We start from the raw sequence: 23818 nt of genomic DNA on the forward strand, positions 1-23818 counted from the left end.
GACGGGACGGACGGGACGGAGCGCGGTGGGACGGGGGTGTTACGGAGCGTCGGCGGGCGCCGGGTCGGCCGCCGCCGCGCGGCGCCTGCGCAGCACCAGGAACGTTCCGGCACCGGCCAGGGCCAGGACCGCGACGGCGAGGCCGAGGTAGACGCCGGCCGAGGAGGACCGGTCGGCCGCGGCGGCCGGACCCGGGGAGGCGGGGGCGGAGGCCGAAGCGGTCGGCGGTGCGGGCGAGGGGGCGGCCGTGGATCCCAGGTCGGGCAGGGCGGGCAGGGTGGCGCTGCCGTCGAGGGCGACGGCCAGCGAGACGGGGTCCATCTCGGTGCCCGGCCGGTACGTGGAGTTGAAGGCCTGGGCGCCGTCCTCGGTGAGGGTGGCCGGGGCTTCGGTCAAGGTGGCGAGCTTCCCCTCGGTCTTCAGGCCCTTGGCGTCGAACGCGACGAGCGCCACGGCGCTCTTCGTCTCGCCGCCGGTGGTCACGTCGGCGGTCAGGACGCCCTTGCCGTTCTCGACCTTGACGTTCACCTTGCCGAGCATGAGGTCGAGATGGGCACCCGTGAAGTGGACCGTACCGGCGAACGCCGCGTCGAGGGAGCCCTTTTGGCCGTCGTACGTCCCCTTGCCCCGCGGGAAGCGGAACAGTGCGCCGCCGTCCTGGGCGCCCTCGGCGAGCGTCCACTTGCCCTGGCCGATCGAGCCGGTGACGTACTCGCGGAAGGTGCGGCGCACTCCCCAGTCCACGGCCGCGTCGGCGAACGCGCCCTGGCCCTGCGGGGATCCGGACGCGGCGCCCGGGGTCTGCGCGGGCGCCGGGGGCGGGCCGGACGGGGCGCCCTGCGCGGCGGTGACGACGTCGGCGGAGAGCGAGACGGGGTCGAGCGGTGCGCCGGCCGGGTAGTAGCCGGCGAAGGCCTTGGCGCCCTGGGCCGTGAGGGTCGTGGGCACGTTGGTCAGGGCGATCGGGGTGCCGCCGCCCTTCATCTCGATGCCGCCGAGGGCGAGCGTGGCGAAGGGCACCTGGGACTCCTCGGTGACCGTGCCGGTGTCCTTGGCCTTGCTGGACACGTCGAGGTAGAGGGTGCCGGTGCCGCCGGATATCCGTACGGAGGGCCGGCTGACGGTCATGTCGAGTTCGTACGCGCCGTCGGGCTTCCGGTGACCCTGGAAGCTCACGCCGCCGGAGAAGGAGGCGTTGAACTCACCGGAGTCGGGGTCGTAGGAGCCGGCCGCCGAGTGGAAGCGGAACAGGCTGCCGCCCACGGTGGCGGCTCCGCTCTTCAGCTTGAAACCGCCTTTCGCGACCGGCCCCGTGACATAACTCTGGAAGGAGGATTTGATGCCCCAGTCGAGTCGGCCCCCCTGCACGGTGCGGCTCGCCGCGTGGGCGGCGGAGACCGGGAGCAGGGCCCCGAGCAGGGCCGCCAGCAGGGCCACGGTGAACGTGCGGGTGGGTCGTGCGGACATGGACGTCCCCTCCAGGGTCTGGCAAGTGAGGTTAGGCTAACCTAAGCTATCTCGGTCGAGCGGGGAACCCCGGCGTCGACGCGACCTCACTTCCCGCCCCCAGCCGGACGATCAGGACGGTGCCTCCGTGCCCACGCCCGCCACGCCGCTCCGCTTCCCCCGCCTCGCCGCCACCGTGGCGGCCCTGGCACTGGCACTGGCCGTGACCGGCTGCGCGGGGACGGCCGCCCCCGCGGGCTCCCCGGCCCGCCCCGCCGTCGCCGTCCTCCCGGACCGGGTGGAACCACTGGCCGGCACTCCGCGGCCCGCGCTGCCGGTGACCGTCCCCTCGGCCGACGGGACGCAGGTCACCGTCACCTCCGCCGACCGGATCATCCCGCTGACCGGCGGCCTCAACGAGATCGTCCAGACCCTCGGCCTCGGCGGGCAGGTCGTCGCCCGGGACATCACCGCCACCTTCGAACAGGCCGCGTCCCTGCCCGTGGTGACACGTGGCCACGACGTCTCCGCCGAGAGCGTCCTGTCGCTGCGTCCGACCCTGGTGCTCGCCGAGACCACCACCGGACCCGCGGAAGCCGTCCGGCAGATCCGCGACGCCGGCATCCCCGTCCTGGTGCTCGCTCCCGCCAAATCACTGGAGGACGTACCGAAGCGGATCGACGCGGTGGCCGCCGCGCTCGGCGTGAAGGACGCGGGCACGCAGCTGAACGGACGCACCGCCGACCGGATCGCCGCCGCCCGCAAGGGCGTTCCGGCCGGATCGGCGAAGAAGCCCCGGGTGGCCTTCCTGTACCTGCGCGGCACCGCGTCCGTCTACCTGCTCGGCGGCTCCGACTCCGGCGCGGCCTCGCTCCTGGAGGCGGCGGGCGCGGTGGACACCGGCAAGGAGTCCGGGCTCGGCAAGGACTTCACCCCGATCACCAGCGAGGCGCTGGCCGCCGCCGCGCCCGACGCGATCCTCGTCATGACCAAGGGCCTCGAATCCGTCGGCGGCGTCGACGGCCTGGTCAAGATCCCGGGCGTGGCCCAGACACCGGCCGGGATGGACCGCCGCGTGGTCACCGTCGACGACGGCGTCCTCCTCAACTACGGCCCCCGCACCGACCAGGTGCTCTCCTCCCTGGTCACCCAGCTCTACGCCGAGGGGGCCTGACGTGACCCTCCCCTACGATCCCCCGCACGGCCGCGCCGCCGCCCCGCCGGAACCGTCCCCGCGGGCCCCCGGCGGGCCGGCCGGGCCGCGCCGCCCGCGCGGGACCCTGTGGCTCACCGCCGCGCTGGTCACCGTGCTGCTGGCGCTCGCCCTCGTCTCCGCCGGCGTCGGCGCGTACCGCATCCCCACCGCCGATGTGCTCGCCTCCGTCCAGCACCACCTGGGCCTCGGCGGCGCACCCCTCGACCGCGTCGGGGAGAGCGTGCTGTGGAACGTACGCCTCCCCCGCGTCGCGCTCGCGGTGCTGGTCGGCGCCGCCCTCGGCTGCGCGGGCGCCCTGATGCAGGGGGTGTTCGGCAATCCGCTCGCCGAACCCGGCGTGATCGGCATCTCGGCGGGCTCCGCCGTGGGCGCGGTCGCCGCGATCGGACTGGGCCTCGGCTTCCTCAGGAACTGGACCGTCACCGCCTGCGCCTTCGTCGCGGGGCTGGTCACGGTCGGCGCCGTCTACCTGCTGTCCCGCAACGGCGGCCGTACCGAGGTCGTCACCCTGATCCTCACCGGCATCGCCGTCAACGCCTTCGCGGGCGCCCTGATCGGCCTGTTCGTCTTCTTCGCCGACAGCGGGCAGGTCAACCAGATCACCTTCTGGCAGCTCGGCTCCCTCGCCCAGGCCACCTGGCCCAAGGTCCTCGCCGTCCTGCCCTGCGCGCTCGCCGGACTGCTCGCCGCCCCCTTCTACGCCCGCCGCCTCGACCTCCTCGCACTCGGCGAACGCCCGGCCCGCCACCTCGGGATCGACGTGGAGCGGCTGCGCCTGGCCCTGATCCTGGTCGTCGCCCTGCTGACGGCCGCCGCCGTCGCCGTGGCCGGAGTCATCACCTTCGTGGGCCTGCTCGTCCCGCACCTGCTGCGGATGGCGAACGGCCCCGGACACCGCTTCCTGGTACCCGGCAGCGCGCTCGCCGGAGCCGTGGTCCTGGCCGGCGGCGACCTGGCCGCCCGTACGGTCGCCGCACCCGCCGAACTGCCCCTGGGCGTACTGACCGCCCTGATCGGCAGCCCCTTCTTCTTCTGGCTGCTGCGCCGCACCCGGCGCAGGCAGGGAGGCTGGGCATGAGCGCCCTCCGCCGCGGCCGGGCCGCCCTCTTCGGCCGCCGCCCGCGCACCGCGCCCGCCCGGCCCGCCCCCGGCGAGGTCCTGGTCCGGGCCGAGGACCTGCACGTGCGGCTCGGGGAGCGCGAGGTGCTCACCGGGATCGAACTGAGCGCGCACGCGGGCGAGGTGCTGGCCCTGGTCGGCCCCAACGGCGCGGGGAAGTCCACCCTGCTGGGGGCGCTGGCCGCCGATCTGCCCGCGGACTCGGGGACCGTACGCGTCGACGGGCGCCCGGTGTCCGAGTGGACGGCGCCCGAACTGGCCCTGCGCCGCTCGGTGCTGCCCCAGTCGGCCGCGCTGTCCTTCCCGTTCCCGGTCGCGGACGTGGTCCGGATGGGCCGCGCCCCCTGGGCGGGCACCGCCCTGGCCGGCGCCGACGAGGAGGCGGTGGCCGAAGCGATGACCGCCGCCGAGGTGACCGCTTTCGCCGCACGCCCCTTCTCCGCGCTCTCCGGCGGCGAACGGGCCCGGGTCGCGCTGGCCCGCGTACTGGCCCAGCGGGCTCCGCTGATGCTGCTCGACGAACCCACGGCCGCCCTGGACCTGCGCCACCAGGAGCTGGTGCTGCGGGTCTGCCGGGAGCGGGCCGCGGCCGGGGACGCGGTGGTCGTCGTCCTGCACGATCTCGGGCTGGCGGCGGCGTACGCGGACCGGGCCGCCGTGCTGCACGACGGCCGGATCGCGGCAGCCGGACCCCCCTCGGAGGTCTTCGAGGACGGACTGCTGAGCCGGGTCTACCGGCAGCCTGTGGAGGTCTTCCCGCACCCCCGCACCGGGACCCCGCTGGTGGTCCCCGTACGCGAGGAGGCCAAGGGAGAACCGGCCGGTAACCCTTCCGGGCCTCGGAACGCCGACGGAGACTTGACCCGCGCTTGACCTTCGCTTGAGACAGTCATGGAGGGGCCGTGACGGGCCCGTGTCCGGGGCCGGAAGGTGAGAGCTGAATCACTGGACGAGTGGGTATCGGTCAGGTAAGCCTCGGTTAAGTTAGGTCCGCCTCACCGAGCCTCGTCGAGGCTCAACCAGCGTCCACCCTCGCCAGGAGCCCCCATGCGTCCCGCCCGCCTCACCGTCCTCTCCGCGGCCGCCGTCGTCGTCGCACTCACCGCCGTCACCGGCTGCGCGGACAAGAGCGACGACAGCGGGTCCGGCGCCATCAAGGTCAACGCGACGGACAGTGCCTGCGAGGTCTCCAAGACCGAGTTCCCGGCCGGCAAGGTCTCCATCGAGGTCGAGAACAAGGGCTCCAAGGTCACCGAGCTCTACGTCCTCTTCCCGGACGACCGCATCGTCGCCGAGCGCGAGAACATCGGCCCCGGCACCAAGGCCACCATCACCGCCGAGATCAAGGCGGGCGACTACGAATTCGCCTGCAAGCCCGGCATGAAGGGCGACGGCATCCGGACCAAGGTCAAGGCCACCGGCAAGAGCGGCGGCGACAAGCGCAGCCCCGAGCTGGACGCGGCCGTCGCCTCGTACCGCAAGTACGTCGTCGAGCAGGCCGAGGCCTCCCTCCCCACGACCAAGACCTTCGTGGACGCGGTCAAGGCGGGCGACGTCGAGGCCGCGAAGAAGGCGTACGCGCCCTCGCGCCTGGGCTGGGAGCGCACCGAGCCGGTCGCCGAGTCCTTCGGTGACATCGACCCGAAGGTCGACGTCCGCGAGGACGGCCTGGAGGCCGGTCAGACGTGGACCGGCTGGCACCGCCTGGAGAAGGCCCTGTGGGCCGACAACAAGATCGGCGACGACGAGAAGAAGCTCGCCGACACCCTGATGACCGACGTGACCGAATGGCACAAGAAGATCGGCACGGCGGAGATCACCCCGACCTCGATGGCCAACGGCGCCAAGGAACTCCTGGACGAGGTCGCCACGGGCAAGGTGACGGGTGAGGAGGAGCGCTACTCCCACACCGACCTGATCGACTTCAAGGGCAACGTCGAGGGCGCGGAGAAGGCGTACGAGCTGCTCAAGCCGACCGCACAGAAGAACGACGCCGAGCTCGTCAAGCAGCTCGACGCCCAGTTCGCCGCCCTGAACACCCTGCTGGACAAGTACCGCGCCGACAAGAACGCCTACGAGTTCACCTCCTACGACAAGGTCGGTGACGCGGAGCGCAAGGAGCTCTCGGACGGGGTCAACTCCCTCGCCGAGCCGCTCTCCAAGCTCGCCGCAGCGGTCGCCAAGTAGTACCGGATCCAGGCAGAGGCGGGAGAAGCAGCATGACTGACCAGGTGTCGGAAGAGACCACCACGGCCACCGCGGCCACCGCGGCCGGCGCGGGCGCCCCCTCGCGGCGCTCGGTGCTGGGCTGGGGCGGAGCCGGTCTCGCGATCGGCGCCGCCGCGGCCGGCGGCACGGTCGCCGCGCTGGGCGGCGGCTCGGACATGGCCCCGGCGGCCTCCGCCGGGGCGGCGGTGCCGTTCCACGGCGAGCACCAGTCCGGTATCGCCAGCGCGGTCCAGGACCGGCTGCACTTCGCGGCGTTCGACGTGAAGACCAAGAACCGCGACGAGCTGGTCCAGCTCCTCAAGGAGTGGACCGCCGCGGCCCGCCTGATGACGGCCGGCCTGCCGGTCGGCGACGCGTACGAGGGCCTGCCCGAGGCCCCGCCGACCGACACCGGCGAGGCCCTCGGCCTCAAGCCCTCCCGCCTCACCCTGACCATCGGCTTCGGTCCGGGCCTGTTCGCCAAGGACCGCTTCGGCCTGGAGGGCAAGCGCCCCGAGGCCCTGGTGGACCTGGAGGCCTTCCCCGGCGACAACCTGGACCAGGCCCGTTCCGGCGGCGACCTGTGCGTCCAGGCCTGCGCCGACGACCCGCAGGTCGCCGTGCACGCCATCCGCCAGCTCGCCCGCATCGGCTTCGGCAAGGTCGCCGTCCGCTGGTCGCAGCTCGGCTTCGGCAAGACCTCCTCGACCACCCCGGACGCGCAGACCCCGCGCAACATGATGGGCTTCAAGGACGGCACCCGTAACGTCTCGGGCACCGACACCGCCGCCCTCGACAAGCACGTGTGGGTCGGCGCGAACGACGGCAGCGCCTGGCTGACCGGCGGCTCGTACCTGGTCGCCCGCCGCATCCGGATGCACATCGAGACCTGGGACCGGACCTCCCTGCGGGAGCAGGAGGACGTCTTCGGCCGCGACAAGGGCGAGGGCGCGCCGGCCGGCAAGTCCAAGGAACGCGACGAGCCGTTCCTGAAGGCGATGAAGCCCGGGGCCCACGTGCGCCTGGCGCACCCGGACTCCAACGACGGGGCGACGATCCTGCGCCGCGGCTACTCCTTCACCGACGGCACGGACGGACTGGGCCGCCTCGACGCGGGCCTGTTCTTCCTCGCCTACCAGCGCGACGTCCGCAAGGGCTTCATCCCGGTCCAGCGGCAGCTGGCGAAGAACGACGCGCTCAACGAATACATCCAGCACGTGGGTTCGGCCGTCTTCGCCGTCCCGCCGGGCGTCCGCGACAAGGACGACTGGTGGGGCCGGACGCTGTTCGCGTAGTCCCCGCCGGAGAGGAAACGCCGTGTTCGGCAACTATCTGATCGGCCTGCGCGAAGGCCTTGAGGCCAGCCTGGTCGTCTGCATCCTGGTCGCCTACCTGGTGAAGACGGAGAACCGGGCCGCGCTGCGTCCGGTGTGGCTCGGCATCGGGATCGCCTGCACGATCTCGCTGGCGTTCGGCGCGCTGCTGACCTTCGGCACCCAGGAACTCACCTTCGAGGCCCAGGAGCTCCTGGGCGGCAGCCTCTCGATCATCTCGGTGGGCCTGGTGACGTGGATGGTCTTCTGGATGAAGAAGACCGCCCGGCACCTGAAGGGCGAGCTGGAGGGCAAGCTGGACGCCGCCCTGGCGATGGGCACCGGCGCGCTGGTGGCCACCGCCTTCCTGGCGGTGGGCCGCGAGGGCCTGGAGACGGCGCTGTTCGTGTGGGCCTCGGTCCGCGCGAGCGGCGAGGGCTCCTCGGCCCCGCTGATCGGGGTGCTGCTGGGCATCGCGACGGCGATCTTCCTGGGCTGGCTGTTCTACCGGGGCGCGCTGAAGATCAACCTGGCGAAGTTCTTCAAGTGGACCGGCGGCATGCTGGTGATCGTGGCCGCGGGCGTGCTCGCGTACGGCGTCCACGACCTCCAGGAGGCCGGCTTCCTGAACGGCCTGCACGACAAGGCCTTCGACATCAGCTCGGCGATCCCGCCGGACAGCTGGTACGGGGTCCTGCTCAAGGGCGTCTTCAACTTCCAGCCGGACCCGACGGTCTACCAGCTGGTGGTGTGGTCCCTGTACCTGGCCGTCGTCCTGGGCCTGTTCCTCCTCCCGGCCCGCGCCAAAGCGGCCCCGGCCCCGAAGGAACCGACCCCCGCCCGCGGCTGACGCCGCCCGCGGCCGACGCCCGTCCGCCGTCCCGCCCGACGCCCGGCCACCGGCCGGGCGTCTCGCGTTTCCCCCTACCAGAGCCGGTCGACGGTGCCCGGATGGAGCGGGATCCTGGTCCCGCTCAAGGCGGCCCGGTCCGCTTCCCCCTCCGCCCCGGGGGCGAAGAAGGCGGCCATCACCTCCTTGTCGAAGCCCGGCCCGTCGGTGGCCAGCGGCTCGTCCGGGGTGCCGCCGACGAGCACGCTGCCGGGCAGCCGCTCGAAGCCGGCCCGCTCGTAGAACGGCACCAGCGGCCGGTCGCAGCTGAACAGGGCCACGTCCACCGCCGGATCGGCGGCCAGCTCCGCCCTCGCCCCGGCCACCAGCCGGCCCCCGAGCCCCCGCCCGCACCACTCGGGCCGGGTCACCACACCGCTCAGCCCGGCGGCCCGCCGGACCCGCCCGCCACACGGGACCTCCTTGTACAGCAGGGTCAGAGAAGCCCCGACCACGCCGTCCCCGTCGAGCAGCAGCAGCACCCGCGGCCTCAGCAAGGGGTCGTGCCCGAACCGGCTCCCGGGCCAGACCCGCCCCTCGATCCCGGCCACCTGCCGGGCCGGCTCCCCGGGCAGCTCCGCCTCCGGGTACGCGACCAGCCGCAGGCCGGAAACCGGCGGCCCGTAGCGATGTGCACCCGTGTCTTCAGTCGTCATGACGGGTCCAACCGGAATGCGGCCCTACACATTTCCCACGACACCGCCCGCCTCCCGCTTTGCCCGGCCTTTATCCGCCGACGCCGTTGTCGGGAACCGGCGCCGGACCACCGGGAACCCGGCAACGGCCCGCCGTTCGGGGCCCATCAGTGGGCCACTCGTTCAAGGCTGATCTATATTGGTCCGGGCCCTCTGTCCTTTCGGCCACAAAAAGGGGCAGTTGGAGCCGTGCCTAGGGGGGTAACGATGCGTGGTCACACGGGGTAGAACCGTTATCCCCGCGAAGAACATGGCCGAATTCGATTGGCCGGTCCGTAACTGCCGTCGCGCGAGGTGTTCTCGGACCGGGTCTCCGGAGTCATTCCCCGCCGCCTCTCCCCCGCGGACGCGTCCGCAGCGGTGACGAGGCCGGGCCGGCCGTTCGTTCGTTCGCGGTGCGTCTCATGGCCGGACCGGACAACTCGACGAATGGCTTGTACGTGCAGAACGGCATACTCAGGTCCCGCGGTGCCACCGCCACGGGCGAACCCGTCGACCAGGGACCGGGGTCCGTCGGCCTGTCCGTGGTCATTCCCGCCTACCGGGAGGAAGACCGCCTGGGGCCCACCCTGGACGTCGTCCGGGCCTACCTGGACTCCCACGTCGGCACCGGTACGGAGGACTGGGAGGTCATCGTCGTCGACGACGGCTCCCCCGACCGGACCGCCACCGTCGCCCTGAAGGCCGGTGTGGACGAGCACCGGATCCGGCTCGTGCAGTCCGAGCAGAACCGGGGCAAGGGCAGCGCGCTGCGGCTCGGCGTCGCGGCCTCGCTGGGACGGCGCGTGCTGATCATGGACGCGGACCTGGCGACCCCCATGGAGGAGCTCGCCCGGCTGGAGAAGGCCCTGGCGGACGACCCGAAGCTCGACGCCGCCATCGGCTCGCGCGCCCACCGCGACTCCGCCGTGGAACGCCAGCAGAGCGCGCTGCGCGAAGTGCTCGGCTGGGTCGGCAACCGGGTCATCCGGCTGGTCGCCGTCCGCGGGATCCGCGACACCCAGTGCGGTTTCAAGCTGTTCGACGGGGACCAGGCCCGTGCGGCCTTCGGGGCCGCCAGGCTCGACGGCTGGGCCATCGACGTGGAGATCCTCCAGTACTTCCGCCGCAAGGGGTGGCCGGTCGCCGAGGTTCCGGTCCGCTGGGCGCACCAGGACGGATCCAAGGTCCAGCTCCTGGACTACCTGCGCACGCTCGGCGAACTGATGCGCCTGAATGCCGGCGGCATCGTCGTGGCCGCGCTGTACCTGCTGGCCTCGCTCTACCTCTACAAGGGGTGGTGGGGGGATCTGGACGGCTCGATCCTCGCCCATTCCCTGCAGGACCAGAACCAGTGGGAATGGTTCTTCGGGGTCACCGCCGACAATGTCGCGCACCTGCGGAACCCCCTGTTCACCGACTTCCAGAACATGCCGGACGGCGTGAATCTGATGGGGAACACGGTGATGCTCGGACTTTCGGTCCCGTTCACCCCGGTCACCCTGCTCTTCGGCCCGACCGTCACGCTGGCCCTGGTGTTCACCCTCGGCATCGCCGTGACCGCCTGGTCCTGGTACTGGCTGATCCACCGCCGGCTCACGGAGAGCCGCTGGGCGGCCGCCGTCGGCGGGGCCCTGGCCGCCTTCGCGCCGCCGATGGTCTCGCACGCCAACGCCCACCCGAACTTCGTCGTGCTCTTCATGATCCCGGTCATCATCGACCGGGCGCTGCGGCTGTGCGAGGGCAAGAACGTCGTCCGCGACGGCGTGCTGCTCGGGCTGTTCTCCGCCTACCAGGTCTTCCTCGGCGAGGAGCCGTTCCTGCTGGCCGCGATGGGCATGCTGATCTTCGCCCTCGTCCACGCGTACTTCGACCGCGAGACCGCCCGCGCGGCGCTGCGGCCGCTGGCCAAGGGCCTGGCGATCGCGGCGGCCGTCTCCGTACCGCTCGTCGCCTTCCCCCTGTACTGGCAGTTCTTCGGCCCGCAGAGCTACCACTCGGTGCTCCACGGCGAGGGCGGGGCCGGCAACCCGCTGCGCGCCCTGACCGAGTACTCGGCCCGCTCGCTGTTCGGCAACGCCGAGACCGCGGGCAGGCTCTCGCTGAACACCACCGAGCAGAACGCCTTCTACGGCTGGCCCCTGCTCGCCCTGGCCACCGGGATCACCCTCTGGCTGTGGCGGCTGCCCGTCGCGCGCGCCCTCGGCATCACCGCCCTGGCCACCGCCGTGCTCTCCCTGGGCCCCCGGGTGGAGATCGACAAGTTCGGCATCGCGCTTCCCGCGCCCTGGCGGGTCCTGCGGCACCTGCCGCTGCTCGAATCGGTCATCGAGAGCCGGGTCGCCATGGTGTGCGCGCCCGTCTTCGGCATCCTGCTGGCCCTCGCCCTCGACCGGATCGTGGGCTTCCGCGCCCGCGAGCACCGCGTCGTCGGGTACCTGGCCGTGGCCGCCGCGCTGGTGCCGATCCTGCCTCTGCCGCTGGTCGTCGAGGAGCGCGACCCCGTACCGGCCTTCATCTCCCGGGGCCTGTACGAGGACTACCTCAAGGACGGCCGGTCCCTGGTCCCGGTGCCGCTGCCCGACCCCCGCTACGCGGCCTCCCTGCGCTGGCAGAGCGGCACCGGCTTCGGGTTCAAGCTGGCCGGCGGCTACTTCAACGGGCCCGACGGCCCCGACCGCGTCGGGATCTACGGTGCCAAGCCCCGGATGCTGTCCGACCTGCTGCGCGACATGCGCTGGGGTACCGTCCCGCCGCCGGAGGTCACCCCGCGGATGCGCGAGGAGGCCCGCGGGGACCTCGCCCACTGGAAGGCCGGCCTGATCGTCCTGCCCGTGGCGCAGGAGCGCACCCCCGAACTGCGCGGCACCCTGACCTCGTTGCTCGGCAAGGAGCCGCTGAAGGTGGCCGACTGCTTCATCTGGCAGGTCGACCCCGTCTGATCGCGGGAGGACCGGAGCGATACGGCGGGGTCATGGCCACGGTCGGCCGTGGCCCCGCCACCGTTCCGGGCCGTCAGCCGCGGCCGATGTACGGCATCGCCGTCGCCATCACCGTCGCGAACTGGACGTTGGCCTCCAGCGGCAGCTCCGCCATGTGCAGGACCGTGCGGGCCACGTCGGCGGCGTCCATCACCGGTTCCACGGCCAGTTGCCCGTTCGCCTGGAGGATGCCGGTCTGCATGCGCTCGGTCATCTCGGTGGCCGCGTTGCCGATGTCGATCTGGCCGCACGCGATCCGGTACGGGCGCCCGTCCAGGGACAGGGACTTGGTCAGGCCCGTCATGGCGTGCTTGGTCGCGGTGTAGGCGACGGAGTTCGGGCGGGGCACGTGGGCGGAGATGGAGCCGTTGTTGATGATCCGGCCGCCCTGCGGGTCCTGCTCCTTCATCGCCCGGAAGGCGGCCTGGGCGCAGAGGAAGGAGCCGGTGAGGTTGACGTCGACGACCTGGCGCCAGGCCTCGTAGGAGATGTCCTCCAGCGCGACCCCGGCCGGGCCGAAGGTGCCGGCGTTGTTGAAGAGCAGGTCGAGGCGCCCGTAGTGGTCGCGGACGGCGGCGAAGAGCGCGGCCACGTCGGCCGGGTCGCTCACGTCCGCCCGTACGGGCAGCACGTCCGCGCCCGGCCCGGCGGCGGCGGCCGTGTCCTCCAGGGGCCCGGTCCGGCGCCCGGCCACGGCCACCGACCAGCCCGCCCCGGCCAGGGCGAGGGCGACGCAGCGGCCGATCCCGGAGCCGGCACCCGTCACGACGGCGATCTTCTTCAGCGGTGCGTTCATGGGGCCGCAGGGTACGTCACACCGCACGTCCGGCTCGGGACGTTCCGACAGCTGAGAGCATGGGGCGGTCAGGGGTGTGTACATCGGATGAGAAGACTGGAGTTCGGCATGTCGGAGAGAGGCCCGTCGGCGGCCCCCACGCAGGGCGCCACCCCCGGATCCCCGCCCGCCGCGGCCGAACCCCTGACGGCCGCGCGCCGCACCGGTCTGCTGGTCACCTTCATCCTGGGCGGGCTCACCGCGCTCCCCCCGCTGTCCATGGACATGTACCTGCCGGCGCTTCCGGAGGTCACCGACGCGCTGCGCAGCCCGGCCGCGACCGTCCAGCTCACCCTCACCGCCTGCCTCGCCGGCATGGCGCTGGGCCAGCTGGTCATCGGCCCGATGAGCGACAAGTGGGGCCGCCGCCGGCCCCTGCTCGCGGGCATGGTCCTCTACGTCCTCGCCACCGCTGTCTGCGCCCTCGCCACGACCGCCGAGCTGCTGATCGGCTTCCGCCTGGTCCAGGGCCTGGCCGGCGCCGCCGGAGTCGTCATCGCCCGCGCCGTCGTGCGCGACCTGTACGACGGGGTCGAGATGGCCCGCTTCTTCTCCACCCTGATGCTCATATCCGGGGCCGCCCCGATCATCGCACCGCTCATCGGCGGCCAGGTGCTGCGCTTCGCCGACTGGCGCGGGGTCTTCGTCGTGCTCACGGTCGTCGGTCTGGCCCTCACCGTGGTGGTCTGGCGCAGTCTGGAGGAGACGCTCCCGCCCGAGCGGCGCCAGACCGGCGGCGTGGGTTCCGCGCTGCGGACCATGCGCGGGCTGCTCGGCGACCGGGTCTTCGCCGGGTACACCCTGGCGGGCGGCTTCGCCTTCGCCGTGCTCTTCTCCTACATATCCGCCTCGCCCTTCGTGGTCCAGGAGATCTACGGGGCCTCCCCGCAGGCCTTCAGCCTGCTGTTCGGCCTCAACTCCGTCGGGCTGATCGTCGTCGGCCAGATCAACGGCAAGCTGCTGGTCGGCCGGGTCAGCCTGGACAAGGCCCTGGGCGCCGGGATCGCGACCATCACGGTGGCCTCGGTGGCGCTGCTGCTGATGTCCACCGGAGTGTTCGGGGAGGTCGGGCTGGTGCCCGTCGCCGCCGCCCTGTTCGTGCTGATGTCGGCGATGGGCCTGGTGCTGCCGAACACCAACGCGCAGGCGCTGATGCGCACCCCGCACGCCGCCGGCTCGGCGTCCGCCCTGCTGGGCACCTCCTCCTTCCTCGTCGGTGCGGTCGCCTCCCCGCTGGTCGGGATCGCGGGCGAGCACACGGCGGTGCCGATGGCGCTGGTCCAGCTGAGCTGCTCGCTGCTCTCGGTGGGCTGCTTCCTCGGCATGTGCCGCCCCTGGCAGCCGCGGGAGCCGCTGGCCGCGTGACCGGACCCGGGGGTGGCGCCGTAAACTTCGCTGGTGAACGCCTCCGCCCCCACCACCGCCGAGACCCTCCGCAGCGCCCTCGCCGGGCTGCTCGACGGGCTCCCGCCGAAGCAGGCCGCGGCCGCCGTCGAGCGGCTGATCGCCAACTACCGGGGCACCACCCCCACCGACGCCCCCGTCCTGCGCGACCGCTCCGACGTGGCGGCGTACGCGGCCTACCGGATGCCGGCCACCTTCGAGGCCGTACGGGCCGCCCTGGACGGGCTGGCGGAGGCCGCGCCCGAGTGGGTCCCGGGCTCGCACGTGGACGTCGGCGGCGGTACCGGCGCCGCGACCTGGGCGGTGGACGCCACCTGGGACGGCCCCCGCACCACCTCGGTGCTGGACTGGGCGGAGCCCGCGCTCGCCCTCGGCCGGGAACTGGCCGGCCGCTCCTCCTCCGAGGCGCTGCGCGGTGCCGAGTGGCGCCGGGCCGTCATCGGCAGCGGCATCGCCCTGCCCGACGCGGACCTTGTGACGGTGTCGTACGTGCTCGGCGAACTCACCCCGCAGGCCCGCCGGGCGGTCGTCGCCGAGGCGGCCCGCGCGGGGCGGGCCGTGGTGCTGGTCGAGCCGGGCACCCCCGAGGGCTACCTGCGCATCCGCGAGGCCCGCGAGCAGCTGATCGAGGCCGGGCTGAAGGTCGCCGCGCCCTGCCCGCACGACGGGGCCTGCCCCATCGAGGTGGGCCAGGACTGGTGCCACTTCTCGGCACGGGTCAGCCGCTCCTCCCTGCACCGGAAGATCAAGGGCGGCTCCCTCCCGTACGAGGACGAGAAGTTCAGCTACGTCGCGGCGACGCGCTTCCCGGTGACGCCGGTCCCCTTCCGGATCACGCGGAGGCCGCAGATCAGGAAGGGGCTCGTCCTGCTGGAGCTGTGCGGTCCGCAGAGCGGCGAGGCGGCCGGCCTGACCCGGGCCACCGTCACCAAGCGCCACGGCGACCTCTACAAGGCGGCGCGCGACGCCGACTGGGGTCAGGAGTGGCCGCCGCCCACCGAGGCCCCGTAGTCCGACGGGCCCCGGCTGCCGGAGCCGGGGCCGCCGGGGTCACTGCTCCCGGGGCCGCAGCTCCTGGGTGCAGCACTTCACGCTGCCGCCGCCCTTGAGCAACTCGCCCAGGTCCATCGGCACCGGCTCGAAGCCGCGCTCGCGCAGCGGTGCGAGCAGCCCGGCCGCGGCCTGCGGGAGCAGCACGTGGCGCCCGTCGGAGACCGAGTTCAGGCCGAAGGCCGCCGCGTCCTCGGAGTCCACGATCAGGGCGTCCGGGAAGAGCCGCCGCAGTACGGCCCGGCTGCCCGGCGAGAACGCCGGCGGGTGGTACATGATCTCGTCGCCGTCGAGGACGCAGAGTGCCGTGTCCAGGTGGTAGTAGCGCGGGTCCACCAGGTCGAGTCCGATGACGGGGCGGCCGAAGAACTCCTGCGCCTCGTCGTGCGAGAGCGGACTGCTGCGGAAGCCGCGGCCCGCCAGGATGTACGTGGCGGTGACGGCGAAGTCGCCCTCGCCCTCGTTGACGTGGGAGGGCTCGTGGACGTCGGTGAAGCCGTTCGCCCGGAACCAGTCGAGGTGGATCTCCGCCTCGGCGGCGCGCTCGGGGTAGGCGAACCGGGCGCCGAGCACCCTGCCGTCGACGACGAGGGCGCCGTTCGCGGCGTAGACCATGTCGGGCAGGCCGGGCTGCGGTTCGAGGGTCTCGACGGTGTGGCCGAGGGAGCGGTAGCGGTCCCTCAGGTCTTCCCACTGGGCGTGTGCGAGGGGCAGGTCCACCGGTTTCGTGGGATCCATCCACGGGTTGATGGAGTACGTGACCTTGAAGTGTGCGGGTGGGCACATCAGGTAGCGCCGGGGTGTGGCGTCTCTGCGCAAAGAAGGCTCCTCACGACTGCGGACTCACGTGCGTGTGTCTGTGGAAAGAATCGTCTCTCCTCAAGGGGGGCCGCGCAGTGAACTGATTGGGTGGTTTACGGAATGGATGAAAGACGAGACGTCTCGCATTGATACGTTGGGGGCCATGAGCAAGTCCCCCGACGCCTCCCGCCGCAGCGAGCGCTCGCGGCGCGCCATCCTCGACGCCTCACTCGCGCTGGTGGGCGAGGTCGGCTACAACAAGCTGACCATCGAGGCCATCGCCGCCCGGGCGGGCGTCGGCAAGCAGACCATCTACCGCTGGTGGCCCTCGAAGGCCGCCGTCCTGCTGGACGCCTCGCTGGCACTGTCCGGGGAGGCCGTGGAGGAGGGCGGGTGGACGGGCTTCCCCGACACCGGAGACCTGGCGGCCGACCTCAAGACGGTCCTGCGGGCCACGGTGGACCAGTTCCTCGACGAGCGGTACGAGGCACCCACCCGCGCCCTCACCGCCGCCGGTGCGACCGACCCCGAGCTGGGGGTCCGCTTCACCGGCCAGCTCCTCGAACCCCAGCTCGCACTGTACGAAGCCCGGTTGCGCACGGCCGTGGACGGCGGACTGCTCCCTGCGGACACCGACCTGCGCCTGTTGGTGGAGATGCTGGTGGGACCGCTGACGTACCGGTGGCTGCTGAGGACCGCACCGCTCACGCACGCGCACACGGACGCGCTGGTGGACGCGGTGCTGCGCGGGGTGGGATACGTCACCACCCGCCCGGCCACCGCCGGGCCCTGACCCGGCGGCCGAGAACATATGGCCGAATTCTATGGTTATGGGAGGGCCCCGATCGGGGGGTGCGGTCACCCGGGACTCAGGATGGTGGGACGATGGGACGGTCTTCCGGGACAACGTTGAGGTGAGGGGATAGATGGGGTCCGAGTCCGGCCGCGTCAAACGCGGCGAGCAGAGCAGGATGTCCCAGTGGCTGCGCCGGCGCCGCAAACCCGCCCCGACCGAAGACCCCGCGGGTGCCCGCGAGGCCCTCCTGCTGGCCGTCGCCGCCGCCGGACTGCCGCTCGCCCCCGCCGCACACCCCGCCGGCTACCGATGTTCCTGCGACCGCATCGGGTGCCCCACCCCCGCGCGGCACCCGGTCTCCTTCGCCTGGCAGACCCAGTCGACCACCGACCGCGCACAGATCGAACGCTGGGCCCGCAACCAGCCCCAGGCCAACTTCATCACCGCCACCGGCATGGTCCACGACGTCCTCGACGTCCCGCTGGAAGCCGGACGCAGCGCCCTGGAACGCCTGCTGGCCGCCGGCATCGAGGTCGGACCGGTCGCCGAATCGGGCGGCACGGGGGACCAGGCCCGGATGCTCTTCTTCACGGCGACCCGCGGGACGCCGGAGGACGAGGACGAATGGTGGCCCTGCGAACTGGACTGCCACCCCGAGACCATGGACGAACACCCCGGCCTGCGCTGGCACTGCCGCGGCAGCTACGTCCTCCTCCCCCCGGCCACCCTCCCCGGGGACTTCTCGGTGGGCTGGCTGCGCGACATGGGGCACCCGCTCCCGGACCCGCTGACCCTGCTGGAAACCCTCACGGACGCCTGCGCCCAGTACGCGGGCACCGCCGACCAGACCCCCGCCACCGTCGCCTGGCCCCTGGGGCGCTGACCCCGGGGCCGCCCCCGGCCGCACGCCCGGCCCGCCGACGGGGCCGGGCTCCGGCCGGCGGGTCCACGGCCGCGACGGGATCCCCCCGGGACGCCGCACCCGGCGGACCCGGCCGAGCCCGCGACCTGCCCCCGGCCTCAGTGGATCCGGCTCACGACCACGTCGAGGGACCACGGCTTCAGCGGCTTCGCCGGGGCCTGCGCCTCGACCGTGTATCCCAGGTCCCGCAGGGCGGTGACGAGTTCCGCCGGGGACCCGGGGACGGACCCGGCCAGCAGCAGGTCCCGTACCAGCCGCCCCTTGGTGGCCTTGTTGAAGTGGCTCACCACCGACCGCTTCTCCACCCCGTCCACGACCTGCGCGTGCAGCACCCGTACCGTGGCCGTCCGCCCCGCCGTCTCCCCCTTCGGCTTCCACGCCGCCCCGTACGCCGCGGACCGCAGGTCCAGCACCAGCCCGTCGCCCGCCGCCTCCGGCATCACCGAGGCCATCGGGGTGCGCCAGTACGCCCCCAGCGCGCCCAGCGCGGGCAGCTTGACCCCCATCGAGCAGCGGTAGGACGGGATCCGGTCGGTCACCCGCACGGCGCCCCACAGCCCGGAGAACACCAGCAGCGACCGCTCCGCGAGCTCCCGCGCCGGGGCGGGCAGACCGGCCAGGCCCAGCGCGTCGTAGAGCACCCCGGTGTAGACCTCCCCGGCCGGCCGGGCCGGCGCGTCGAGCAGCCCGGCGTTCTTCGCGACCTCTGCGCGCAGCCCCTCGCTCAGCCCCAGGACCTCGCGCGCCTTCGGCTCGTCCCCGGAGCACAGCTCGACGAGTTCCTCCAGGACGGCCGCCCGTGCCCCCGCGAGCCCCGGCAGCGACAGGGAGCCGGGCTCCAGCGGTGCGCCGGAGCCGCCGGCGGCCTTTCCCTCGGAGGGCGGCAGCAGCACGAGCACGGTGGTTCTCCTTCGACAAGACGCGGCGCAGGGGGTGCGGCCCCCGAGCCAGGGTAGACCGCTCGCCGCGCCGCCCCGGCCCGTCGGCCCTACGCTCGACCCATGCCACGCCGTCACCTGCACATGACCGGCGCAGAGGGGGCTGCCCTGCGGGCCGCACTGCGCGACCTGCGCACAGGGCTGGGCGTGCCCGCCGCCTTCCCTGCCGAGGTGCTCGCCGAGGCCGAACGGGCCGCCGCCGCCCCGCGGCTGCCGGCCGAGGACGCCACCGACCTGGCGCTGTTCACCATCGACCCCCCGGGCTCGGTCGACCTCGACCAGGCCATGCACCTGGCACTGCGGCCGGCCGGCGGCGGCTACCGCGTGCACTACGCCATCGCCGACGTCGCCGCCTTCGTCACCCCGGGCGGCGTCCTCGACGCCGAGGCCCACCGCCGGGTCAACACCCTCTACTTCCCCGACGAGCGGATCCCGCTGCACCCGGCCGTCCTCTCGGAGGACGCGGCCAGCCTGCTGCCCGGCCGGACCCGCCCGGCCCTGCTCTGGCGCCTCGACCTGGACGCCGACGGCCGCGTCGAGACCACCGAGGTGCGCCGGGCCCTGGTCCGCAGCCGGGCCCGGCTCGACTACGACGGCGTCCAGAAGGCCATCGACTCCGGCACCGCGGAGCCCGCCCTGGCCCTGCTGAAGATCGTCGGAACACTGCGGGAGGCCCTGGAGACGGAGCGCGGCGGGATCTCCCTGAACGTCCCGGAGCAGGAGGTCGTCGAAGGACCCGACGGCTCGTACTCCCTGACCTACCGCGCCCCGCTGCCCGCCGACGGCTGGAACGCGCAGATCTCCCTGATGACCGGCATGGCCGCGGCCGACCTGATGCTCGCCACCGGCACCGGCATCCTGCGCACCCTCCCCGCCGCCCCCGACGGCGCGGTCGGCCGGCTGCGGCGGGCCGCGAAGGCCCTGCGCATCGACTGGCCGCACCACGTCCCGTACGCGGCGCTCGTGCGCTCCCTCGACCCGCACCTGCCCGCGCACGCCGCCTTCCTCCAGGAGTGCACGGCCCTGCTGCGCGGCGCCGGGTACACGGTGTTCACCGGCGGGCGGACCCCGGACCCGGCCCTGCACTCCGCGGTCGCGGCCCCGTACGCGCATTGCACGGCCCCGCTGCGCCGCCTGGTCGACCGGTACACCGGCGAGCTGTGCGTGGCCGCGTCGGCCGGGGCCGAACCTCCGGCATGGACCGTCGGGGCGCTGGAGGCGCTGCCGCACGAGATGGCGGAGGGCAGCCGGCTGGCGAACTCCGTGGAACGGGAGTCCGTGGACCTGGTGGAGGCGGCCCTGCTCAAGGACCGGATCGGGGAGACCTTCGAGGCAACGGTGATCGACATCAAGGAGCAGGAGCCGCGGGTGGGCACCGTCCACCTGGAGGACCCGGCCGTGGTGGGCCGCGTCGAGTCCCCGGCTGCGCCGCTGCCCCTCGGCGACCGGATCCGGGTCCGCCTCACCCACGCCGACCCGGGCACCTCGAAGGTCCTCTTCACCCCGGCGTAGGGACCCTCACGGGGGCGCGGGGTGCCGTACCGCGCCGACCACGGCGCGCGGGTCGTCCGCGTGGAAGCGGATCGTGCGGGCAGACCCGCGGGCGCCGAGCGGCCTGCGGAACTCCAGCGGCCGGTTCAGCTCCAGGGTCACCGTGGTCTGGCTGCCCACGATCAGGTCGAGCACCCCGTCCTCGGAGAGGGTGACCAGCCGGCCCTCCGGGTAGCGCCGCTCCACCCGCACCGAGGCCACCGCGTCCGGCGGGACGGCGAGGTCGAACAGGGCCCCGTAGCGGATCCGCAGCGACCCGTCGGGCCGCACCACGTGCGGCCGGGTCACGCAGGCGGCGTGCAGGGCGAGCACCAGCAGCACCCCGTACACGTCGAGTACGAGCACCACCCGGTGGACGGCGGGCCAGGGGATCAGCAGCGCCAGCCCGACGGTCTCGATCACCGACACGAAGAGCAGTCCGTACATCATCGCCGTCTGCGGTCCCGTGTACGCGGCGGCGAGGTCCCCGGGGCGCACCCCGTGGGTGCGGCGCGCCGCCCAGCGGCCGAGGGAGGCGGCGGCCCGCAGCTCGTGCCGCAGCAGGCGGCGTACGGACTCGGGGACAGCGGCGCGGCGGGCGTCCGCGCGAAGGGCACTCACGTCCGGCCCCGCTCCACGAACGCCGCCATCACGCGGCGGACGACCTCCGCCTGGGCGGGCGCGTACTCGGCGAGCAGCGCCTCCTGGAAGCCGGGCACGGCCGGCCCGTCCGCCGGGACGGTGTCCAGCAGCCCGGCGGGGACCGCCGCGACGAGCGCGTCGGCGAGGGGGCCGATGCGGGGGTCGTCGACGGGGGCCGCGGCCAGCTCGTCGAGCCGCTCGTAGAGGGCGAGGACGGCCGGGTCGCCGACGAGCGGGGCGAGCGCCTCGTACGTCTCCTCGCCGGCCGTTCCGGTGGCGTCGAGCAGGGCGAGGTACTCGCGGTCCTTGGCGGCGGACGGGGAGGTGGTCGAGGGCGCCCGTGCGAGCAGCGCGGCGAGGCCGGGCGAAACGGGTTCCCCCTCCCCCGGCCCGGCCGCGAGCAGCTCCGCGAGCCTGCGGCGGCGCTCGCCGAGTTCGGCCTCCTGGCGGGCGAGGTCGGCGTCGAGTGCGGCGAGTACGTCGGCCGGCTCGCGCCCCGCGTCGTCGGCGAGCACTCCGCGCACCTCGTCCAGGCCGAGCCCGAGCTCGGTGAGCCGGCGCACCCGCGCGAGCAGGACGGCGTCGCGCACCGTGTAGGCCCGGTATCCGTTGGGGCGCCGCTCCGGTTCCGGGAGCAGCCCGACGTGGTGGTAGTGCCGGATCGCCCGGGTGGTGGTCCCGACGAGCGCGGCGATCTCTCCGATCCGCATGGCGTCCAGTAGAAACCCTGCCGCTGCGTCAAGGTCAAGCCGCCGTGGAGGGCCGGGTAGCATGGTCGGCACGACAGACGAGTCGGCCGGGCGGCCGCGTCGGGGTCCCCGGACCCCGCCGAGGAACGTCCGGGCTCCACAGGGCAGGGTGGTGGGTAACGCCCACCCGGGGTGACCCGCGGGACAGTGCCACAGAAAACAGACCGCCGGGGACTTCGGTCCCCGGTAAGGGTGAAACGGTGGTGTAAGAGACCACCAGCGCCTGAGGTGACTCAGGCGGCTAGGTAAACCCCACCTGGAGCAAGGTCAAGAGGATCCGTCCCCGGACGGGTCTGCGCGAACGCTTGAGGGCTGCCCGCCCGATGTTCGCGGGTAGACCGCACGAGGCCGGCGGCAACGCCGGTCCTAGATGGATGGCCGTCTCCCCGGCGACCGCGAGGTCTCCGGGCGACAGAACCCGGCGTACAGGCCGGCTCGTCTGCCGTACCCCTCCCCCTTCTCCTCCGCTTCCGGGGCAGGGCCCGCGGCTACTTCACCGAGGTGCTGTAGCTCTTCCCGAGCAGCCCGTTCTTGAAGTAGACCGTCTTCGCGGTGATCTTCCCCTTGACGGTGACGGCTCCGGTGACCTTCTCTCCCTTGGCGAGCGTGACCGTGTCGATCTGGTCCCCGGCCGCACCGAGTTCGGCCGTCTTGCGCGTGCCGTCCGTGGCGGTGACCTCGAAGTAGAGGATGTTGACGCTGATCTCCTTGTCGCCGTTGTTGACGACGGTCACCTGCACCGAGGTGTAGTCGTCGCCCTGGGCGAGGACACTGGCGTTGAACTCGGCCGGGGTGGCGGTCAGCTCCACGTCCTGCTTCGCCGCGGGCTTCGGCGCCTCGGGCGTCGCGGGTGCGGATGCCTGCGGGGCCGAGGCCGCGGGGGCGGCGGGGGCGATGGGCATCGAGGAGGCGGCCTTCGCCCCCTCCTTCACCCCCTTCTTGACCGCGTCACTGCTTCCGATGATCGCCCCGCACGCCGCGAGGAGCAGCGACAGGCCGATCAGCCCGCCGCAGCCGATCCCGATGATCTTGCCGACGTTGTTCTTTTTCGGGGGCTGCGGCGGGACCGGGTAGCCGTAGGGCGGGGGCGGCGTCTGGCCGGGGTAGGGGTTGCTCATGGTGACTCCCTGTTCGGTGACTGACGGCGGGATCGAAGCCGTGAGAGGGCATGCCTGAAAAGCGCCGCGATGGGGACGGCGCAATGTCGGGTACGTGCAATTCCCTCTGCCCGCCCGCAATGTGAGTGGCGCTCAGCCTAGACAAAATGCCAAAGCGCGCCATCGGAACTCCCAAAAATGAGACGCTCCGCCTGCGAGTCCGCGCAGACAGAAGGAAGCACCCGTGAGCACCCATGGCCCCGGTGGGCGGGTCGACCCCGCCCACCCCGGTGATCCGGCGACGATCGGCCCCTACCGGATCATCGGCCGTCTCGGCACCGGCGGCATGGGCACCGTCCACGCCGGCCTGGACCCCCGGGGCGTACGGGTCGCGGTCAAGGCCGTACACCGGGCCCAGGCCCAGGACCCGGAGTTCCGGGCCCGGTTCCGCCGCGAGGTCGCCCTGTCCTCGCGCGTCCAGGGGCCCTGCCTGGTCCCCCTGCTGGCCGCCGACACGGAGACCGGGTCCCCGTGGCTGGCGACCGCGTACGTGCCCGGACCGACCCTCGCCCAGCACCTGTACGCGCACGGGCCGCTCACGGGCGGCACGCTGCACGCCTTCGCGGCCGGCACGGCACAGGCCCTCGCCGCGATCCACCGCGCGGACGTGGTCCACCGGGACGTGAAACCGCAGAACGTCATCCTCAGTCCGGCCGGGCCGAGGGTGCTGGACTTCGGCATCGCGCACGCCGCCGACGGCACGTCCGTGACCCGCACCGGTGTGATGACCGGTACGCCGGGCTGGATCAGCCCGGAGCACTACCGCACGGGCACCGCGGGCCCGGCCGGCGACGTGTTCGCCTGGGGGGCCCTCGTCGCCCACGCGGCGACCGGCCGGCTCCCGTTCGGCGCGGGCGCGCCCGACGTGGTCGCCTTCCGCATCCTGTCCGGCGAGGCCGACCTCGGCGGCGTGCCCGCGGCCCTGCGGGAGGTCCTGGAGCAGGCCCTCGCGAAGGACCCGGACGACCGGCCGACGGCCGCGGCGGCCGCCGAACGGTGCGCGGCCCTGCTCTGCGCCCAGGCCACGCAGGTCCTCGCGCCCGGCTGCACCGGATCGGCCTGACCCCGTCCCCGGCCGGGGACCTCGCGTACACGATGCACCCGTGGGTGGTCAGTGTCAGCGGGCTGCACGCGGCGGGCTGGCGGCC

The 23818-nt window shown here is 73.3% G+C and carries 20 protein-coding genes, 1 other RNA gene and 2 pseudogenes; 15 read left to right on the top strand and 8 right to left on the bottom strand.

Annotated features, from left to right (window positions below; translation table 11 throughout):
- Positions 1 to 39: 39 nt before the first annotated feature.
- A complete protein-coding gene (locus ACEPPI_RS25595) occupies positions 40 to 1467 on the bottom strand; it encodes an HtaA domain-containing protein (protein ID WP_373917616.1) in 1428 nt (475 codons plus the stop codon).
- Positions 1468 to 1594: 127 nt separating this feature from the next.
- On the opposite strand from ACEPPI_RS25595, the gene ACEPPI_RS25600 reads away from it, so the two are divergent.
- From ACEPPI_RS25600 to efeU, 6 genes are all read left to right on the top strand, one after another.
- Complete coding sequence (locus ACEPPI_RS25600; protein WP_373917617.1) at positions 1595 to 2620, top strand: hemin ABC transporter substrate-binding protein; 1026 nt, start codon at positions 1595 to 1597, stop codon at positions 2618 to 2620.
- Between the two features lies 1 nt (position 2621).
- Complete coding sequence (locus tag ACEPPI_RS25605; RefSeq protein WP_373917618.1) at positions 2622 to 3740, top strand: FecCD family ABC transporter permease; 1119 nt, start codon at positions 2622 to 2624, stop codon at positions 3738 to 3740.
- Positions 3737 to 4654, top strand: coding sequence for a heme ABC transporter ATP-binding protein (locus ACEPPI_RS25610; RefSeq protein WP_373917619.1), 918 nt, complete (start codon positions 3737 to 3739; stop codon positions 4652 to 4654). Before ACEPPI_RS25605 ends, ACEPPI_RS25610 begins: the two co-directional genes overlap by 4 nt.
- Before the next feature lie 174 nt (positions 4655 to 4828).
- Positions 4829 to 5968: an iron uptake system protein EfeO gene (gene efeO / locus ACEPPI_RS25615; protein ID WP_373917620.1), complete on the top strand. Its 1140-nt coding sequence runs from the start codon at positions 4829 to 4831 to the stop codon at positions 5966 to 5968.
- A gap of 32 nt (positions 5969 to 6000) precedes the next feature.
- Positions 6001 to 7284, top strand: coding sequence for an iron uptake transporter deferrochelatase/peroxidase subunit (efeB, locus tag ACEPPI_RS25620; protein WP_373917621.1), 1284 nt, complete (start codon positions 6001 to 6003; stop codon positions 7282 to 7284).
- Between the two features lie 22 nt (positions 7285 to 7306).
- Positions 7307 to 8152, top strand: coding sequence for an iron uptake transporter permease EfeU (gene efeU / locus ACEPPI_RS25625; protein WP_373917622.1), 846 nt, complete (start codon positions 7307 to 7309; stop codon positions 8150 to 8152).
- Positions 8153 to 8226: 74 nt separating this feature from the next.
- Here efeU and ACEPPI_RS25630 read toward each other — a convergent pair whose 3' ends face one another.
- Positions 8227 to 8847, bottom strand: a complete 621-nt coding sequence (locus ACEPPI_RS25630) for a GNAT family N-acetyltransferase (RefSeq protein ID WP_373917623.1) — start codon at positions 8845 to 8847, stop codon at positions 8227 to 8229.
- A 479-nt stretch (positions 8848 to 9326) separates the two neighbouring features.
- Here ACEPPI_RS25630 and ACEPPI_RS25635 point away from each other — a divergent pair, with 479 nt between their 5' ends.
- Positions 9327 to 11807 carry a dolichyl-phosphate beta-glucosyltransferase gene (locus tag ACEPPI_RS25635; RefSeq protein ID WP_373917624.1) on the top strand — a complete coding sequence of 827 codons (2481 nt, stop codon included), beginning with the start codon at positions 9327 to 9329 and terminating at the stop codon, positions 11805 to 11807.
- Between the two features lie 73 nt (positions 11808 to 11880).
- Here the strand turns inward: ACEPPI_RS25635 and ACEPPI_RS25640 are convergent, their stop codons facing one another.
- Positions 11881 to 12642 carry an SDR family oxidoreductase gene (locus tag ACEPPI_RS25640; protein ID WP_373917625.1) on the bottom strand — a complete coding sequence of 254 codons (762 nt, stop codon included), beginning with the start codon at positions 12640 to 12642 and terminating at the stop codon, positions 11881 to 11883.
- A 108-nt stretch (positions 12643 to 12750) separates the two neighbouring features.
- Between ACEPPI_RS25640 and ACEPPI_RS25645 the strand changes: the two genes are divergently transcribed.
- Together ACEPPI_RS25645 and ACEPPI_RS25650 are read left to right on the top strand one after the other, a co-directional pair.
- Positions 12751 to 14046, top strand: a complete 1296-nt coding sequence (locus ACEPPI_RS25645; protein ID WP_373917626.1) for a multidrug effflux MFS transporter — start codon at positions 12751 to 12753, stop codon at positions 14044 to 14046.
- Positions 14047 to 14079: 33 nt separating this feature from the next.
- Positions 14080 to 15096, top strand: a complete 1017-nt coding sequence (locus tag ACEPPI_RS25650; protein WP_373917627.1) for a small ribosomal subunit Rsm22 family protein — start codon at positions 14080 to 14082, stop codon at positions 15094 to 15096.
- Positions 15097 to 15135: 39 nt separating this feature from the next.
- Here the strand turns inward: ACEPPI_RS25650 and ddaH are convergent, their stop codons facing one another.
- A complete protein-coding gene (gene ddaH / locus ACEPPI_RS25655) occupies positions 15136 to 15954 on the bottom strand; it encodes a dimethylargininase (RefSeq protein WP_373917628.1) in 819 nt (272 codons plus the stop codon).
- Positions 15955 to 16099: 145 nt separating this feature from the next.
- On the opposite strand from ddaH, the gene ACEPPI_RS25660 reads away from it, so the two are divergent.
- Together ACEPPI_RS25660 and ACEPPI_RS25665 are read left to right on the top strand one after the other, a co-directional pair.
- Positions 16100 to 16729 carry a TetR/AcrR family transcriptional regulator gene (locus tag ACEPPI_RS25660; protein ID WP_373917629.1) on the top strand — a complete coding sequence of 210 codons (630 nt, stop codon included), beginning with the start codon at positions 16100 to 16102 and terminating at the stop codon, positions 16727 to 16729.
- A 133-nt stretch (positions 16730 to 16862) separates the two neighbouring features.
- Positions 16863 to 17615: a bifunctional DNA primase/polymerase gene (locus ACEPPI_RS25665; protein ID WP_373917630.1), complete on the top strand. Its 753-nt coding sequence runs from the start codon at positions 16863 to 16865 to the stop codon at positions 17613 to 17615.
- A 137-nt stretch (positions 17616 to 17752) separates the two neighbouring features.
- On the opposite strand, the gene yaaA is transcribed toward ACEPPI_RS25665, so the two are convergent.
- A complete protein-coding gene (yaaA, locus tag ACEPPI_RS25670; protein ID WP_373917631.1) occupies positions 17753 to 18553 on the bottom strand; it encodes a peroxide stress protein YaaA in 801 nt (266 codons plus the stop codon).
- A 102-nt stretch (positions 18554 to 18655) separates the two neighbouring features.
- On the opposite strand from yaaA, the gene ACEPPI_RS25675 reads away from it, so the two are divergent.
- A complete protein-coding gene (locus tag ACEPPI_RS25675) occupies positions 18656 to 20104 on the top strand; it encodes an RNB domain-containing ribonuclease (protein WP_373917632.1) in 1449 nt (482 codons plus the stop codon).
- 6 nt (positions 20105 to 20110) lie between these two features.
- On the opposite strand, the gene ACEPPI_RS25680 is transcribed toward ACEPPI_RS25675, so the two are convergent.
- Together ACEPPI_RS25680 and ACEPPI_RS25685 are read right to left on the bottom strand one after the other, a co-directional pair.
- The gene (locus tag ACEPPI_RS25680; RefSeq protein ID WP_373917633.1) at positions 20111 to 20743 is read right to left on the bottom strand and encodes a hypothetical protein; all 633 of its coding nucleotides are present in this window, start codon (positions 20741 to 20743) and stop codon (positions 20111 to 20113) included.
- Positions 20740 to 21474 carry a MerR family transcriptional regulator gene (locus ACEPPI_RS25685; protein ID WP_373917634.1) on the bottom strand — a complete coding sequence of 245 codons (735 nt, stop codon included), beginning with the start codon at positions 21472 to 21474 and terminating at the stop codon, positions 20740 to 20742. The genes ACEPPI_RS25680 and ACEPPI_RS25685 overlap by 4 nt, the downstream gene beginning before the upstream one ends.
- A 78-nt stretch (positions 21475 to 21552) precedes the next feature.
- On the opposite strand from ACEPPI_RS25685, the gene rnpB reads away from it, so the two are divergent.
- An RNA gene (rnpB, locus tag ACEPPI_RS25690) (RNase P RNA component class A) lies at positions 21553 to 21955 on the top strand.
- Positions 21956 to 22001: 46 nt separating this feature from the next.
- Here the strand turns inward: rnpB and ACEPPI_RS25695 are convergent.
- Positions 22002 to 22631, bottom strand: a complete 630-nt coding sequence (locus tag ACEPPI_RS25695) for a DUF4352 domain-containing protein (protein WP_373917635.1) — start codon at positions 22629 to 22631, stop codon at positions 22002 to 22004.
- 223 nt (positions 22632 to 22854) lie between these two features.
- Between ACEPPI_RS25695 and ACEPPI_RS25700 the strand changes: the two are divergent.
- Positions 22855 to 23706: pseudogene (locus ACEPPI_RS25700) on the top strand (serine/threonine-protein kinase); the annotation flags it as partial.
- Positions 23700 to 23818, top strand: a pseudogene (locus ACEPPI_RS25705) (NAD-dependent dehydratase); the annotation flags it as partial. The pseudogenes ACEPPI_RS25700 and ACEPPI_RS25705, both read left to right, overlap by 7 nt.

The organism is Streptomyces sp. AB3(2024) (assembly GCF_041862025.1).
In the GTDB taxonomy this organism is placed as follows: Bacteria; Actinomycetota; Actinomycetes; order Streptomycetales; family Streptomycetaceae; genus Streptomyces.